The organism is Neobacillus sp. PS2-9 (genome assembly GCF_030915525.1).
Classification (GTDB): domain Bacteria; phylum Bacillota; class Bacilli; order Bacillales; family Cytobacillaceae; genus Neobacillus.
In genome coordinates this window covers 3,655,946-3,671,616 of sequence record NZ_CP133269.1, presented here as the reverse complement: position 1 = coordinate 3,671,616, position 15,671 = coordinate 3,655,946, and the positions used below count along the sequence as shown (strand labels likewise).

14 protein-coding genes are annotated in these 15,671 nt (G+C 38.2%); all 14 read left to right on the top strand.

Annotation, left to right across the window (positions count from 1 at the left end):
* Window positions 1-10 precede the first annotated feature (10 nt).
* The 14 genes from RCG25_RS18405 to murD all read left to right on the top strand — a co-directional run bounded on the left by RCG25_RS18405 (window position 11) and on the right by murD (window position 15,644).
* Window positions 11-223: an acetyl-CoA carboxylase biotin carboxyl carrier protein subunit gene (locus tag RCG25_RS18405; RefSeq protein WP_308080271.1), complete on the top strand. Its 213-nt coding sequence runs from the start codon at window positions 11-13 to the stop codon at window positions 221-223.
* An 18-nt stretch (window positions 224-241) separates the two neighbouring features.
* Entirely contained in the window at window positions 242-1,783 is a 1,542-nt protein-coding gene (locus RCG25_RS18400) for an acyl-CoA carboxylase subunit beta (protein WP_308080270.1), read from the top strand.
* A gap of 110 nt (window positions 1,784-1,893) precedes the next feature.
* Window positions 1,894-2,796: a 2-dehydropantoate 2-reductase gene (locus tag RCG25_RS18395; protein WP_308080269.1), complete on the top strand. Its 903-nt coding sequence runs from the start codon at window positions 1,894-1,896 to the stop codon at window positions 2,794-2,796.
* Window positions 2,793-3,188, top strand: a complete 396-nt coding sequence (locus tag RCG25_RS18390) for a DUF3397 domain-containing protein (RefSeq protein ID WP_308080268.1) — start codon at window positions 2,793-2,795, stop codon at window positions 3,186-3,188. The genes RCG25_RS18395 and RCG25_RS18390 overlap by 4 nt, the downstream gene beginning before the upstream one ends.
* A gap of 86 nt (window positions 3,189-3,274) precedes the next feature.
* Entirely contained in the window at window positions 3,275-4,909 is a 1,635-nt protein-coding gene (bshC, locus tag RCG25_RS18385; protein ID WP_308080267.1) for a bacillithiol biosynthesis cysteine-adding enzyme BshC, read from the top strand.
* Between the two features lie 155 nt (window positions 4,910-5,064).
* Window positions 5,065-5,496, top strand: a complete 432-nt coding sequence (mraZ, locus tag RCG25_RS18380; RefSeq protein ID WP_307289041.1) for a division/cell wall cluster transcriptional repressor MraZ — start codon at window positions 5,065-5,067, stop codon at window positions 5,494-5,496.
* Window positions 5,497-5,559: 63 nt separating this feature from the next.
* A complete protein-coding gene (gene rsmH, locus RCG25_RS18375) occupies window positions 5,560-6,492 on the top strand; it encodes a 16S rRNA (cytosine(1402)-N(4))-methyltransferase RsmH (protein ID WP_308080266.1) in 933 nt (310 codons plus the stop codon).
* Between the two features lie 60 nt (window positions 6,493-6,552).
* A complete protein-coding gene (ftsL, locus tag RCG25_RS18370; protein ID WP_308080265.1) occupies window positions 6,553-6,915 on the top strand; it encodes a cell division protein FtsL in 363 nt (120 codons plus the stop codon).
* A complete protein-coding gene (locus RCG25_RS18365) occupies window positions 6,912-9,158 on the top strand; it encodes a penicillin-binding protein (RefSeq protein ID WP_308080264.1) in 2,247 nt (748 codons plus the stop codon). Before ftsL ends, RCG25_RS18365 begins: the two co-directional genes overlap by 4 nt.
* 134 nt (window positions 9,159-9,292) lie before the next feature.
* On the top strand, window positions 9,293-11,212 hold the full coding sequence (locus RCG25_RS18360; RefSeq protein WP_308080263.1) for a stage V sporulation protein D: 1,920 nt from the start codon (window positions 9,293-9,295) through the stop codon (window positions 11,210-11,212).
* Between the two features lie 187 nt (window positions 11,213-11,399).
* Window positions 11,400-12,860 carry a UDP-N-acetylmuramoyl-L-alanyl-D-glutamate--2,6-diaminopimelate ligase gene (locus RCG25_RS18355; RefSeq protein WP_308080262.1) on the top strand — a complete coding sequence of 487 codons (1,461 nt, stop codon included), beginning with the start codon at window positions 11,400-11,402 and terminating at the stop codon, window positions 12,858-12,860.
* A gap of 2 nt (window positions 12,861-12,862) precedes the next feature.
* Entirely contained in the window at window positions 12,863-13,312 is a 450-nt protein-coding gene (locus tag RCG25_RS18350) for a hypothetical protein (protein ID WP_308080261.1), read from the top strand.
* A gap of 1 nt (window position 13,313) precedes the next feature.
* Window positions 13,314-14,291: a phospho-N-acetylmuramoyl-pentapeptide-transferase gene (mraY, locus tag RCG25_RS18345; protein WP_308080260.1), complete on the top strand. Its 978-nt coding sequence runs from the start codon at window positions 13,314-13,316 to the stop codon at window positions 14,289-14,291.
* A complete protein-coding gene (gene murD, locus RCG25_RS18340; RefSeq protein WP_308080259.1) occupies window positions 14,292-15,644 on the top strand; it encodes a UDP-N-acetylmuramoyl-L-alanine--D-glutamate ligase in 1,353 nt (450 codons plus the stop codon). It abuts the gene before it with no gap.
* Window positions 15,645-15,671: the final 27 nt, after the last annotated feature.

The following is a 15,671-nucleotide window of genomic DNA, read 5'->3' as shown; positions in this document are numbered from 1 at the left end:
AGAGAGAAACATGAAAGAAATTACAGCAACTATGGCAGGTACGGTATTAAATATTTTTGTAGCAAATGGTGACCAAGTAAATGTTGGCCAAGAAGTATTAATGCTTGAGTCTATGAAAATGGAGATTCCAATCGAGAGCAGCACGGAGGGTACTGTGTTAAATGTAAAGGTTACTATAGGTGACTTCGTAAATGAAGGCGATGTTCTTATAGTATTAGAATAACAGGAGAGGGGGATCAGAATGACGACCACTAACATGTTAAATGATCAATTAAATGCAAATAGAAAACAAATCGAGGCTGGCGGACACCCTAAATATCATGAAAAGCTGAAATCACAGAATAAGATGTTTGTTCGTGATAGACTTGCCCTATTATTTGATGATGGCAAATATGAGGAAGACGGGAAATTTGCTAATTTTAAAGCAGCTGATCTTCCTGCTGATGGTGTAGTCACAGCGATTGGTAAAATTAATGGCCAAACTGTTTGCGTCATGGCTAATGATTCTACCATTAAAGCAGGTTCTTGGGGAGCAAGAACAGTTGAAAAAATTATTCGTATCCAAGAAGTAGCGGAAAAATTAAGGGTGCCGTTATTTTATCTTGTGGACTCTGCGGGAGCGAGAATTACTGATCAGTTAGAGATGTTCCCAAACCGTAGAGGGGCAGGGAAAATATTTTATAATCAGGTGAAGCTTTCCGGTATGATTCCGCAGATATGTATTTTGTTTGGGCCTTCCGCTGCTGGAGGAGCATATATCCCAGCATTCTGTGATATTGTTATCATGGTTGACCAAAATGCATCCATGTATTTAGGATCCCCCCGTATGGCTGAAAAGGTTATAGGCGAAAAGGTAACGCTGGAGGAAATGGGCGGAGCACGTATGCACTGTTCAGTAAGCGGTTGTGGAGATGTTCTTGCCTATAGTGAGGAAGAAGCTATTGAATCAGCTAAGAGATACATTAGTTATTTTCCAGCCAGCTTTAAAGAAAAAACGAAGAGGGCAAATGGCGTCGCACCAAAAGAAGGTAGAGATTTAGAAGCAATTATCCCTGAAAATCAAAATGCACCTTTTGATATGTATGAATGTATTGATAGACTCATTGATCAAGATAGTTTCTATGAAGTGAAGAAATTATTTGCCCCAGAGCTAATCACCGGGTTAGCTAGAATGGATGGAAGAGCTGTTGGAATTATAGCTAACCAACCAAAAGTAAAAGGCGGCGTTTTATTTGTCGATTCTGCTGATAAGGCCGCTAAATTTATTCAGCTTTGTGATGCCTTCCATATTCCATTATTGTTTTTAGCAGATGTTCCAGGATTTATGATTGGTACTAAAGTTGAACGAGCTGGGATTATTCGTCATGGAGCCAAGTTAATTGCAGCTATGAGCTCTGCAACAGTACCAAAGATTTCTGTTATTGTTAGAAAAGCTTACGGGGCAGGGCTATATGCAATGGCCGGACCTGCCTTTGAACCAGATTGCTGTATTGCTCTTCCTACGGCTCAAATTGCAGTAATGGGACCAGAAGCAGCAGTAAATGCAGTATATTCTAATAAAATTAATGAAATTGAAGATCCGAAGGAAAAAATAAAGTTCGTTCAAGAAAAACATAAGGAATATAAGGAGCATATTGACATTTACAAGCTGGCTTCAGAGCTAATTGTCGATGAAATTGTTGCTCCATCCGAATTAAGAGACGTACTTATTCAGCGCCTTGATTACTATCAATCAAAAGAATTAAACTTTAGTGACCGAAAGCATCCTGTATACCCAGTTTGATTCTAGAATCCCTTGTCGTATAGTGATAAGGGATTTTTTTTTATCTTACTTACAGAAAGCTGACAATATCTGATAAAATGTGGGTAAAGACGACTAAATGAGGGGATACCATGAAGGTTGGAATCATTGGGGCTGGGTCAATTGGACTATTATTTGCGTCCTATATCAGTAGAAGTTATGAAGTAACAATTTATACAAAGACTGAAAATCAAGCTTCACAAATTAATGAAAATGGAATTATTCTTCAAAAAAAAGCCGAAAGAACGGTATCCTTAGTAAAGGCACTTCCAATTTCAAAGTGGAAGGGAACTGAGGATTTAACCCTTATTACGGTTAAACAATATCAACTTACTCCGGTGTTAGAGATTATTAATCAGCTTCCTTATGATCCTGATAACCTATTATTTTTACAAAATGGTATGGGGCATTTAAAGTGGTTAAAAGAATTAAAGAATAAAAACATATTTGTAGGTACGGTTGAACATGGTGCATTGAAGGAAAATGCCTTTACTGTCAGCCATAAAGGTGAAGGTGCAACAAACGTGGCGCCTTTTAGAGGGGATTGCTCCTTCTTACAAAGCTTTTTAGCTGCAGTACCTTCTGATTTTCCAATCTATGTGCAAGAAGATTATTATTCGATGCTAATGAATAAATTAATTGTTAATGCGGTTATTAATCCATTAACCTCTATTCTGCATGTGAAAAATGGGGAATTAATTCAGAATGAACATTTTTTTCGCGTTTTAACGAACCTTTTTGATGAAATATCCTTCATTTTGAACTTAAACCACCCAGAGGAACACTTTCGACAAGTGATGGAAATCTGTAAGAAAACTGCCGAGAATCGTTCCTCTATGTTAAAAGATATCGAGATGAATCGGCTGACAGAAGTAGACGCCATTCTCGGTTTTATCCTTGAGGAGGCAAACAAGCAGGAAAAACAGGCTCCTCTATTAGAGAACGTCTATCATTTTATTAAGGGAAAAGAACCAACAAAGGGGGGAGTGTTGTGAGTAGTATTCTGTCCTCTGTGTTAACAGTTCTTTTTGCATTACCAATTTTTGGATCTATTTTGGTCTTTTTATTTGGAAAAATAATAACAAAAAATTCACGGAGAGCTCTTCATATCTCACTAGATTACACCACTATTTTATATATTATTTCTGTCCATTTTTTAATTGTTACGATTTGGAAAATATCATTGTTTTGGTTAATAATACTAATAATGATAGTAATAGCAATGATGTTTGTTCTTGTTCATTGGAAAGTTAAGGAAGAGATCATTCTTCAAAAGGTTATGAAAGGCTTTTGGCGATTTAATTTTATGCTGTTTTTTCTAGTATACATTGCCCTCACTTTTTATGGCGTAATTTCAAGTGTTGTCACTTTTAGCTTTTCAACATAAAAATGAGCGGATGGTTTTTTCAAATAGGGCAGGTAGTGATATACTCGTTTAGAATGAATATCAGTGACCAGAAAGGGAGTACATAAATGGAGATTTTAAATCTCTCTTTACCAGCAACGAATCGGTTTGCTTCTAATTATTTGGAACAATCTGCTGATATCCAGCCTTTTTTTCACTATCGGTACAATGATGTAGAAGAAGATAAGAAAAGAATGGCGGAATTAGGCGGTAGAATATTTCCTCGCAGAGAGGTAGCTGCACACATAGAATCCTTCATGGAACGCTTTCCAACTTCAGAGGCTGTAAAGAAATCAATAGAAAAATTAAGACAAAATGATAGCGTCGTTGTCATTGGTGGCCAACAGGCTGGAATTCTAACAGGACCGCTTTATTCCATCCATAAGGTCATCTCCATTATTAAATTAGCAGAACAAAAAGAAAGACAACTAGGTGTTCCTGTGGTACCAGTTTTTTGGATTGCTGGGGAAGACCATGATTTTCAAGAAGTAAATCATGTATTTGTGCCAGTTAACCAAAAAGTTGACAAATGGACCTACCCTGAAAGAGTACTCCAAAAGAAAATGGTATCGGATATAGAACTAAATAAAGATGTATGTGTATCATGGGTACAAAACATCATTGAAAATTTTGGCGAAACAGAACATACAAATACACTTTTGCAGTTTGCAGAAGAACAAGTTAGTAGGTCCAAGAACTTCGTTGATTTTTTTGCAAACATTATTATGGAATTGTTCAAAGATTATGGATTGTTGATTGTTGATTCAGGAAATAAAGATTTTCGTTTATTACAAAGGGACTTCTTTACTCAGCAAATAGAACAACATGAAACCATCACGTTTTCGGTCCTTGAGCAGCAAAAGCAAATTGGAAATAAAGGCTACCCGATTACTATAGATATTAGTGACCAAGCGGCAAACCTATTTTTTTATGATCAAAAAGAAAATGAGCGTATCCTCCTAGAATACAATCGAGAATCGAACCGTTTTGTGGGGAAAAGTGGAACAGCTTCTTTTTCAAAAGAAGAATTAATGGAGCTTGTGAACACAAAGCCGGAACAATTAAGCAATAATGTGGTGACTCGTCCTCTTATGCAAGAATGGCTATTCCCAACCATAGCATTTATTGCAGGACCTGGGGAAATTTCCTACTGGGCAGAGCTAAAACTTGTATTTGAGCATTTTCATATTAAGATGCCGCCGATTGTCCCACGCTTAAATATTACATTCCTGGATCGGTCTGTTGAAACAGATATTTTAGAATTAAAGATAAATATAACTGATGTTTTAACTAGAGGAACGGAACAAGAAAAGGAAGGCTTTCTTTTAACCATTAAGGATAGAGAGTTAGAAGAGATGTTTTCAAAGACAAAAGCTGACTTAATGGAGCAGTATCAACTTATTGAAGCAAAAACAGAGGAACTTGACCGTGGGCTGCTTCCGATGCTAAAGAAGAATGAAACGTACTTACTGAAAGAAATTAACTTTATGCAATCAAAACTTGAAGATGCGGTTAAGTTTAGACATAATGTGATATTAAATAAATATGCTCGAGTGGATCTTGCGTTAAGGCCAGATGGCTTTCCACAAGAACGGGTTTGGAATGTATTTTATTATTTGAACGAATATGGATTGACATTTATTAAAGATATCATGACAGAGGCATTTGAATTTGATGGTAGCCATAAGGTTATAAAAATGTAGAAAAACTTCACTATTGCAGTGAAGTTTTTCTTTTTTTGTAAAAATTCAACTGGGTAAAAAAGGATTTTATAGAAATAGGGGCGAATAGTTAAAAAATAGGTGGTGAAAAGTGGGGGAATGTGGTACATTTTTTATAGAAAGTGGGGGTAATGGGTATGTTCATGGGTGAATACCATCACAGCATTGATAATAAAGGCCGATTGATTGTGCCCTCCAAATTCCGAGATGAACTTGGCGACATGTTTATCATTACTCGTGGATTGGATCAATGTTTATTTGGTTACCCAGTATCAGAGTGGGGACTTATTGAAGAGAAATTAAAAGGCTTACCTCTGACAAAAAAGGATGCCCGTGCTTTTACTCGTTTCTTCTTTTCAGGAGCAACAGAGAGTGAACTTGATAAGCAAGGAAGAATAAATATTCCTACACCACTTTTGCAATATGCAAAGCTAGAAAAAGAATGCGTAATTTTGGGTGTTTCCAATCGAATCGAAATTTGGAGTAAACAGATTTGGGAAGACTATTTTACACAGTCTGAAGAATCTTTTGCGGAAATTGCAGAAAATATGATTGGCTTTGATATATAATGGATAAGTTATATTAATATATTTTCTGTTAGATTTCGCTTGATTGGAAAAGGTGGTACGAAAATGTTTGAACATACAACTGTGTTATTAAAAGAAGCTGTTGACGGACTAAATATTAAGTCGGATGGTATTTATGTTGATTGTACTTTGGGTGGGGCTGGACATAGTTCGCTCATACTCTCAAGACTTGGCGACAATGGTAAATTGTTTGCATTTGACCAAGATGAAATAGCAATCGCACATGCTAAAGAGAAATTATCTGAATACGGTAGTCGATTAGAGATTGTTAAAAGCAATTTCTTGTACTTAAAAGAGGAACTTGAAAGTCGCGGGATTTATAAAGTTGATGGGGTTCTTTATGACCTAGGGGTTTCGTCTCCACAATTAGACACGCCTGAACGAGGTTTTAGTTACCATCATGATGCGCCCTTGGATATGAGAATGGACAATGAAGCAGATACTTCTGCATATGATGTCATCAACCATTGGGCATATGAAGATTTAGTTCGAATCTTTTTCCGCTATGGTGAGGAGAAGTTCTCAAAACAAATTGCTCGAAAAATTGAAGCAGCAAGACAAGTAAAACCGATTGAAACAACTTTTGAATTAGTTGAATTAATTAAGGCAGGAATCCCTGCACCGGCAAGAAGAAAAGGGGGACATCCTGCAAAAAGGATTTTTCAAGCAGTCAGAATTGCTGTTAACGATGAATTAGCAGTTTTTGAACAATCATTAAATCAAGCGATTGATTTGCTAAACCCTGAGGGAAGGATCAGTGTAATTACCTTTCACTCACTAGAGGACAGAATTTGTAAGGCAGCATTTAAGAAGGCTAGTGAAATACCTAATTTGCCTCCAGGTTTACCAATAATTCCAGATGAGTATAAACCAATCTTAAAGCTAGTCTCACGTAAACCAATTCTTCCATCGGAAGAAGAGTTAGAAGAAAATAATCGCGCCCGTTCTGCAAAGCTTAGAATCGCAGAAAAACTTTAAAAATAGGACAGGCAAAACAGCGCTTAAGCTGGAATATAAGAAAATCTGGAGGGGAAAAGATTGAGTAATCTTGCCAGGAAGTATCAACAACAACAAGAACAAGTTGAACAAAATAGCAAAAGTATTGGTGAAATAAAAATAAAAAAATCCTGGCTCACTCCAGGGGAAAAAATCATTGGAGTTGCATTTGCTGGATTGGTTTGTTTCGGTGCCGTGCATCTAATTTCTACCCAGGCTAATATTTATGAAGTAAATAAAGATCTTCAGAATGTGGAAGCAAAAGTGAAGGAACAACAGAAGGTTAACGGCGACTTGCAGGTTCAAGTTAGTGAACTTAGTGCATATGACCGAATTTATGAAAAAGCAAAGAAAATGGGACTTGTGTTAAACGAAAATAACGTCAAGGTTGTGCAGGAAAAATGAGCAAGAAACAGCCCTATATGAATGCTGGAGCAGCGATATTGTTTGTAATATTCGGCCTGCTCTTTTTTGTATTACTTTTTAGATATTACTCAATCCAAATTACTGGAGAAGTAGGAGGACAGCCTCTTGCTGCGAAAGCACAGCAGAAGTATAACAGGGAAGGGACACTGGCAGCAGCTAGGGGACAAATCTTCGATCGGAATGGTGAGGTAATCGCCGAGGATACGGCAGCGTATACATTAATCGCTATTGTTGATAAAAAAATGACGACAAACCCTAAAAAGCCTCAACATGTTAAAAATCCGCGGAAAACGGCAAAAGAACTAGCTAAATATATTCAAATGGATGAAACCGAGATTTATAGTATCCTAACAAAGGGAATTTCCAAAGGAAGATTTCAAGTAGAGTTCGGCAAGGCTGGTAAAGATATTACGCATCAAACGAAGAAAGAAATTGAAGCCTTAGAACTCCCAGGTATTACTTTTATCCGTGATTCAAAACGGTTTTATCCAAATGGAATGTTCGCATCTCATGTAGTGGGGTATGCTGATCGTGTTGAACAAAAGGATCAAACCTATAAATCAATTGGAAAAATGGGAATTGAGAAATCATTAAACACGGAATTAACCGGAGTCGATGGTAAGATTAATTATGAGAGTGATCTATGGGGCTATTTACTGCCGGATGGAAAAGAGAAAATTACACCAGCAAAAAATGGAAATGATGTGTACTTAACAATTGATAAAAAAATTCAAACCTTTTTAGAAGATGCAATGAACAAAGTGGCAAAAGATTATAAGCCTAAAAAAATCATTGCCATTGTTGCAGATCCAAAAACAGGTGAGATTTTAGCGATGGGTCAGCGTCCGTCCTTTCACCCAAAAACAAAAGAAGGGATAGATAAAAGCTGGCATAATGAAGCGGTAGAAACATCATTTGAACCTGGTTCTACTATGAAGATTTTCACATTAGCTGCAGCAGTCCAGGAGAATGTCTTCAATCCAAATGAATACTATCAATCAGGGTCATATAAAGTGACAAATAAGGATAAAGCGATTCATGACCATAATGGCTCAGGATGGGGAAGTATTTCATACTTAGAGGGAGTTCAGCGTTCTTCTAACGTTGCCTTCGCAAAAATAGCAAAAGAAAAATTGGGCTTTGAAAGGTTCAGAGAATACTTAACTAAATTTGGCTTTGATAAACCAACGGGAATTGAACTACCAGATGAAACATCTGGTAAAATCCAGTTCACCTATCCAATTGAAAAAATTACTACTGCATATGGACAAGGAACGGCGATTACACCGATTCAACAAATTCAAGCAGCCACAGCCATTGCTAATGGTGGAAAGATGTTGCAACCTCATGTGGTTGAAAAGATTGTCAATCATGATACAGGTGAAACCATTAAAGAGGTTTCACCAGAGGTGGTATCAACTCCAATTTCTGCTGAAACAGCAAGTAAGGTGCGAGATATTCTTGAAACAGTTGTTACCTCGCCTAAGGGTACTGGTGGCCGTTACAAAATCGAGGGTTATAGTGTTGCAGGCAAAACTGGAACCGCTAATATTCCAGGACCTAATGGTAAATATATAAAAGGGGTAAACGGTTATATGTTTTCCTTCTTAGGGATGGCACCAAAGGACGACCCTAAATTAATCGTATATGTAGCTGTCCAGGAGCCAGTATTGGAAGGCTTGGAGGCAGGACAAGGGGCGATTCCTGTATCTGGCGTTTTTAATCCTGTGATGCAAAATAGCCTACACTATTTAAATATACAGCCTTCTGTCCTGGAAAAGGCATCGATTAATAAGATGGCAAATCTAAAAGGACACTCCGTTACTGATACCGTTAAGGACTTAAAGGAAAAAGGTTTTGAAACGGTTGTGCTTGGAAACGGAACAGAAATAATTGGACAACTTCCTAAGGCAGGGACAACTATATTAGAAGGGGAAAAGGTAATCCTCCAAACAAATGGAGAATTAACCGCACCGGATATGACCGGTTGGTCACTAAGAGATGTGATGAAGGTGGCGAGCCTTGCTGGCCTTAAGCTCAATTCTAAAGGAAAAGGATATGTAGCCCAGCAAAATCTTAAACCAAAATCACCTCTTAAAGAGGGTGATTTCCTCATTGTTGATTTGAAAACCCCTGAAGAACAGTGGAATGAAGAAAAAGAAGCATCGACTGATAAGGGGAAGGAACAAACCGATGACAAGGAAGAAAAGGTAAAAGATTGATTTGAAGAGGTTGACTGCAAAGTCGACCTCTTTTTTTACGCTGTTTTTTCAACAATGGCTCGTTCTATTGAAAAAAGTACAAGCATATAAATGAACGATAATGGAATGCAGGAAAGAGGAGGATCGTTTATACTATGCGTGTTTCAAATGTTACTGTCCGTAAGAGACTAATGATTGCACTATTCGTTGGATTCCTGACCTTCTTAATTATTGATGTTAGACTTGGATATGTACAATTTGTTCTAGGGGATATGTTAACCGATCGAGCAAAGGGATCCTGGAGTCGGAATATTCCTTTTGAACCAGAGCGGGGACAAATTGTCGACCGGAACGGGATCCCATTAGCAACAAATATTAGTGCACCAACTGTATATGTCATTCCGCGGCAGATTAAGGATCCTGCGACAACTGCTGAAAAGCTGGCATCCGTATTAAATATGTCGAGAGAAAATGCTTATCGTGAAATTACTAAACGTGCATCATCTGTACGGATTAAAGAAGGCAGGAAAATCTCACATGAAAAGGCAAAAGAAATTAGAGCTCTGGGACTTGAAGGTGTATATATAGGTGAGGACTCAAAGCGGCATTATCCGAATGGGAGTTATCTATCACACGTTCTTGGTTTTACAGGTGTGGATAACCAAGGATTAATGGGACTTGAGCAGTACTATGATAAAGAGTTAAATGGTGAACGGGGTGCGGTTAAATTCTATGCGAATGCCAAAGGGGAGCGCATGAATAGCATGGCCGATGATTATGAGCAACCAGTCAATGGTCTTGATTTAAAGCTGACAATAGATTCGAAAATACAAACCATTGTGGAAAGAGAGCTTGATATTGCAGAGGCGAAATACAATCCAGACGGAATAGTAGCTATTGCCATGAATCCTAATAATGGTGAAATCCTAGCCATGTCGAGCAGACCGACTTTCGATCCAGCTAATTTTCGAAATGTACCGCAGGAAATATATAACAGGAACCTCCCTGTCTGGTCTACTTACGAACCAGGTTCTACTTTTAAAATTATTACACTCGCAGCTGCGTTGAATGAAGGAAAGGTTAATCTGGAAAAGGAACATTTTCATGATTCTGGTTCAGTTCAAGTGGCGGGTGCACGGTTAAAATGCTGGAAAAGGGGTGGACATGGGGACCAATCCTTTTTAGAAGTAGTACAAAACTCTTGTAACCCAGGTTTTGTAGAATTAGGTGAGCGTCTAGGCAAGGATAAACTCTTTAAATATATAAAGGATTTTGGTTTTGGTCAGAAAACCGGAATTGATTTACAAGGGGAAGGGACAGGGATTCTATTCAATCTAAATCGGGTAGGTCCGGTTGAACAAGCTACTACCGCTTTTGGACAAGGGGTATCCGTTACACCGATCCAGCAAGTAACCGCAGTATCTGCTGCCATAAATGGTGGGATATTATACAAACCGTATATTGCAAAAGAATTAATTGATCCTGTTACGAAAGAAGTGGTTATGAGGAATACTCCTGTTGAAAAGAGAAGAGTTATAACCGAGGAAACATCGAAAGAAATCCGCCATGCCCTTGAGAGTGTGGTCGCACAGGGAACTGGAGGAAAAGCGTTTGTGGAAGGTTACCGTGTTGGCGGAAAGACGGGTACCGCCCAAAAGGCTCAAAACGGGAGATACTTGGAAAATAACTTTATTGTTTCCTTTATGGGTTTTGCACCTGCGGATGATCCCCAAATAGTGGTTTATGTTGCGGTTGATAATCCTAAAGGGGTTACCGCATTTGGTGGTACCGTCACTGCACCGATTGTAGGTGCAATCATGAAGGATAGTTTAAGTGCAATGGGAATAGAACCTCGTAAAGATCAAATCGAAAAAGAAATAAAGTGGCCAGATACGCCTTTATTAACATTACCTGACCTTGTGGGTCTCACAAAAGGCGAACTTCAGGAGCAGATGATTAACTTAAGAATTGATCCTAGCGGAGAAGGGGATGTGGTTGTTAGACAATCCCCTAGCCCAGGAACAAAAGTAAAAGAAGGATCCAAAATAAGGTTATACTTTGGAAAAGGGGACTAAAAATAAGTAAATAGTCATCCTTAGGGGCGGTCGGAATCTATTCCGCCGCCTAATTTTTTTAAAACCTACATAACAAATAGCAAAATAAAATAATTTAATGTAAAATAAGATGGAACTTTCGCTAGTAGTCTCACTGAGGTAAATACTGGCAATATGTATGTACTGTCATGAGAGGATTTGAGGTAAAATGAAACTACAAGAGCTACTAAAGTCTTTGCACCCAATCGTGCCCTTCAAAGGGGGAAATCCTGAAATTACATCGATTGAAAATGACAATCGGAAGGTGCAAAAAGGGAGCTTATTTATTTGTATTAAAGGCTACACTGTGGACGGCCATGATTTTGCAGAATCTGCTGTAGAAAATGGTGCGGTTGCCGTTTTAGCTGAACGCCCATTAGCAATAGATGTACCTGTTATCCTTGTAAAGGATACTACAAGATCAATGTCTGTACTTGCGGATGCCTTTTATGAACAGCCAACGAAAAAGCTGCATTTAATTGGAATCACAGGCACAAATGGAAAAACCACTACCAGTCATTTGATTGAAAAAATATTTGCCGATGCAGGTAAGAAAACAGGAATCATAGGTACAATGTATACGAAAATTGGTGAACAGATACTGGAAACGAAAAACACAACTCCAGAAAGTTTGACGCTTCAAAAAACGTTCAACCAAATGGTTGAGGCAGGTGTCGATTCAGCCGTAATGGAAGTTTCTTCACATGCACTTGACATGGGAAGAGTCCATGGTTGTGATTATGATGTAGCAGTGTTCACAAATCTTTCTCAGGACCACCTTGATTACCACAAAACGATGGAAGAATACAAACGTGCTAAAAGCTTATTGTTTTCCCAACTCGGTAATACTTATAATCATAGACAGCCTAAATTTGCTATTTTGAATGCCGATGACCCAGCATCTGAAATGTATCAAAGATCAACCGCTGCACATGTTGTTACATATGGTATCGACAACCAATCTGATATTCAAGCACAAAACATACAAATGACTCCTAAGGGTACTACATTTAATTTAGTTATAAATGAGTACAGTTACCCCATTCAAATGCATCTAATTGGAAAATTCAGTGTTTATAACGTTTTAGCAAGCATTGCTTCTGCGCTAGTTTCAGGGATTGAATTGAATAAGATTATTGAATCCATAGAGGGAGTTAAGGGTGTGGCTGGACGGTTTGAATTGGTTAATGCAGGACAAGATTTTTCAGTAATCGTGGATTACGCTCACACACCAGATAGCCTAGAAAATGTGTTGAAAACCATTCAGCACTTCGCAAAGAAAAGGATTTTTGTCATTGTCGGCTGTGGGGGAGATCGTGACCGCACGAAACGTCCATTAATGGCTCAAATTGCCTGCCGCTTAGCTACTGACCCTATTCTTACTTCGGATAATCCAAGAAGTGAAGACCCGATCGCGATTTTGAAGGAAATGGAAGAAGGGGTACAAGGTGAAAGCTACCAGGTTATACCTGATCGAAAAGAAGCAATATTTACTGCAATTAACAATGCAACGACTGGTGATGTCATTTTAATTGCCGGTAAAGGACATGAAACCTATCAGATTATTGGTAATGTTGTACATGATTTTGATGATAGGCTGATTGCTCGGGAAGCAATCGAGGGGAGATAGGTATGTATTTAGCTTTAAACGACTTGGTCCATTTGTTTTCTGAAAAACAAGGTGTTCAGGATGATATGTTGTTTTACACTATGTCCGATCAAGCCAATGTAGCACAGCCTAGAGGTTTATTTTTGCCAATAAATGAGGAGTCTGGAGAGCTTTCAGAAGCAATTGCTAATGGTGCCATTGCAGCGGTTTGGGAACGGGGAAAGAAACTTCCGCGTTATACACCAAACCATTTTCCGTTATTTATTACTGATGATTACTCTGAGGCAATAGGGAAAATTTTAAATTATTATATAGAAAAACTAGATGGAGAAACAGACAAGATTATGGATATAACTAACATCAAATTTACAAATAAAAAACTTCTTAATAAAAATAAAGAGTCATATGATATAGCTGTGATGTTAAAAATGATAGCTGATCGTTGCGAAGACAATACAGAAAGGAGGGGATAGAATGAAGGAGCAAGTTATTTTCTTCACAATTGTTATGGGATTTTTAATTTCGGTTTTACTTTCTCCGATTTTTATTCCCTTCTTACGAAGGTTGAAATTTGGACAAAGCATTAGGGAAGAAGGTCCTAAATCACACCAAAAAAAATCAGGTACGCCTACAATGGGCGGTGTCATGATTTTATTTTCTATTATTATTACAACGCTAGTAATGATAGGGAAATTTTCTGATCAAATCTCTATTACAACATTTTTATTACTATTTGTTACTTTTGGCTTTGGTCTGCTAGGATTTTTAGATGATTTTATTAAAGTGGTATTAAAACGGAATTTAGGATTGACTTCAAAGCAAAAACTATTAGGTCAAATCATTATTTCTGTTGTCTTCTACCTAATATTCAAACATACAGGACAGTCAACTGAAATAAAACTCCCATTTGGCGATTATTCCTTTGATTTAGGATGGACTTATGTTTTACTCATTATTTTTTGGCTTGTTGGTTTTTCCAACGCAGTTAACCTAACAGATGGACTAGACGGCTTGGTGTCAGGCACCGCGGCTATTGCTTTTGGTGCATTTGCTGTATTAGCGTGGAATCAAAATAATTTTGAAATTGCAGTGTTTTCAGTGGCAGTAGTGGGTGCTGTACTGGGCTTTCTGGTTTTTAACGCACATCCCGCGAAGGTATTCATGGGGGACACAGGCTCACTTGCACTTGGTGGTGCCATTGCTGCAATAGCCATTTTGACTAAGCTTGAAATCTTGTTAATTATCATCGGGGGCGTCTTTGTCATCGAAACACTTTCGGTCATTCTACAGGTCATATCGTTTAAAACAACGGGTAAGCGAATTTTCCGAATGAGTCCCCTACATCACCATTATGAATTAGTGGGTTGGTCAGAATGGAGAGTAGTTGTTACCTTTTGGAGTGTTGGACTAATTTTTGCAGTACTTGGAATCTATATAGAGGTGTGGTTGTAATTGAAGCAGATTGAATCTTATCGTCATAAAAAAATACTTGTACTTGGTTTGGCAAAAAGCGGTGTAACCGCTGCTGCCCTACTTCATAAGCTAGGTGCGTTTGTAACAGTTAATGATAAAAAACCACTATCAGAAAATCCTGAGGCACAAGGGTTGTTAGAACAGGGGATTAAAGTGATATGTGGGGATCACCCGATTGAACTTCTTGATGAAGGGTTCGAGTTGATTGTGAAAAATCCTGGTATTCCTTATTACAATCCAATGATTGAAGGAGCACTAGAAAAGGGAATACCAGTTATAACAGAGGTAGAACTCGCTTACCAAATTTCAGAAGCACCATTTGTCGGTATCACTGGAACGAACGGAAAAACGACAACAACAACTTTGGTTTATGAAATGTTAAATGTCGGAAATAAAGCACCGTTAATAGCTGGAAATATCGGAACGGTGGCTTCTGGTGTTGCTCAAGCAGCAACCGCAGAAAATACCATTGTCATTGAATTATCATCCTTTCAATTAATGGGGATTGAAACATTTAATCCGAAAATCGCCATCATTACCAACCTTTATGATGCCCATTTAGACTATCATGGGACTAGAAAAGAGTATATTGAAGCAAAGGCTAATATCACAAAAAACCAAACTGAACTGGAATACCTAATCGTAAATGCGGATCAAGAAGATACGATGGAAATTGCCCGTCACTCCAAAGCCAGCATCATTCCTTTTTCCACTAAAATGAAGCTGACGAATGGAGCATATATTGACGAAGGCTGGATCGTTTTTAATGGTGAAAGGGTAATGGAAATAGAAGAAATTGCGTTACCTGGAGTACATAACCTTGAAAACATCTTATCTGCTATGGCAGCTGCTAAACTATCGGGTGTGGATAATAAGGCTATTCAAGAAGTACTTCGAACGTTTACGGGTGTCAAACATCGTTTGCAATACGTTGGTGAAATAAGTGGGAGAAAATTTTATAATGACTCAAAAGCAACCAATATTTTAGCAACAGTGAATGCACTTGCTGCATTTGATACTCCTATTATTCTCCTTGCCGGCGGACTTGATCGGGGTAATGAATTTGACGAGCTCCTTCCATATTTGAAAAATGTGAAAGCAATGATTACTTTTGGACAAACGGCACCTAAGTTGGAACGTGTAGGTAACGAGGCGGGAATAAAAACAATGAAGCGTGTCGATAATGTTGACAAGGCAGTGCCTGAAGCTTATCGATACTCTGAATCAGGGGATGTTATATTGCTATCCCCAGCATGTGCTAGCTGGGATCAATATAAAACTTTTGAAGTCAGGGGAGACATTTTTATCGAAGCGGTGCATAAGCTTAAGTAAGGGCTTGTACCACTTTTGGGTCTCACA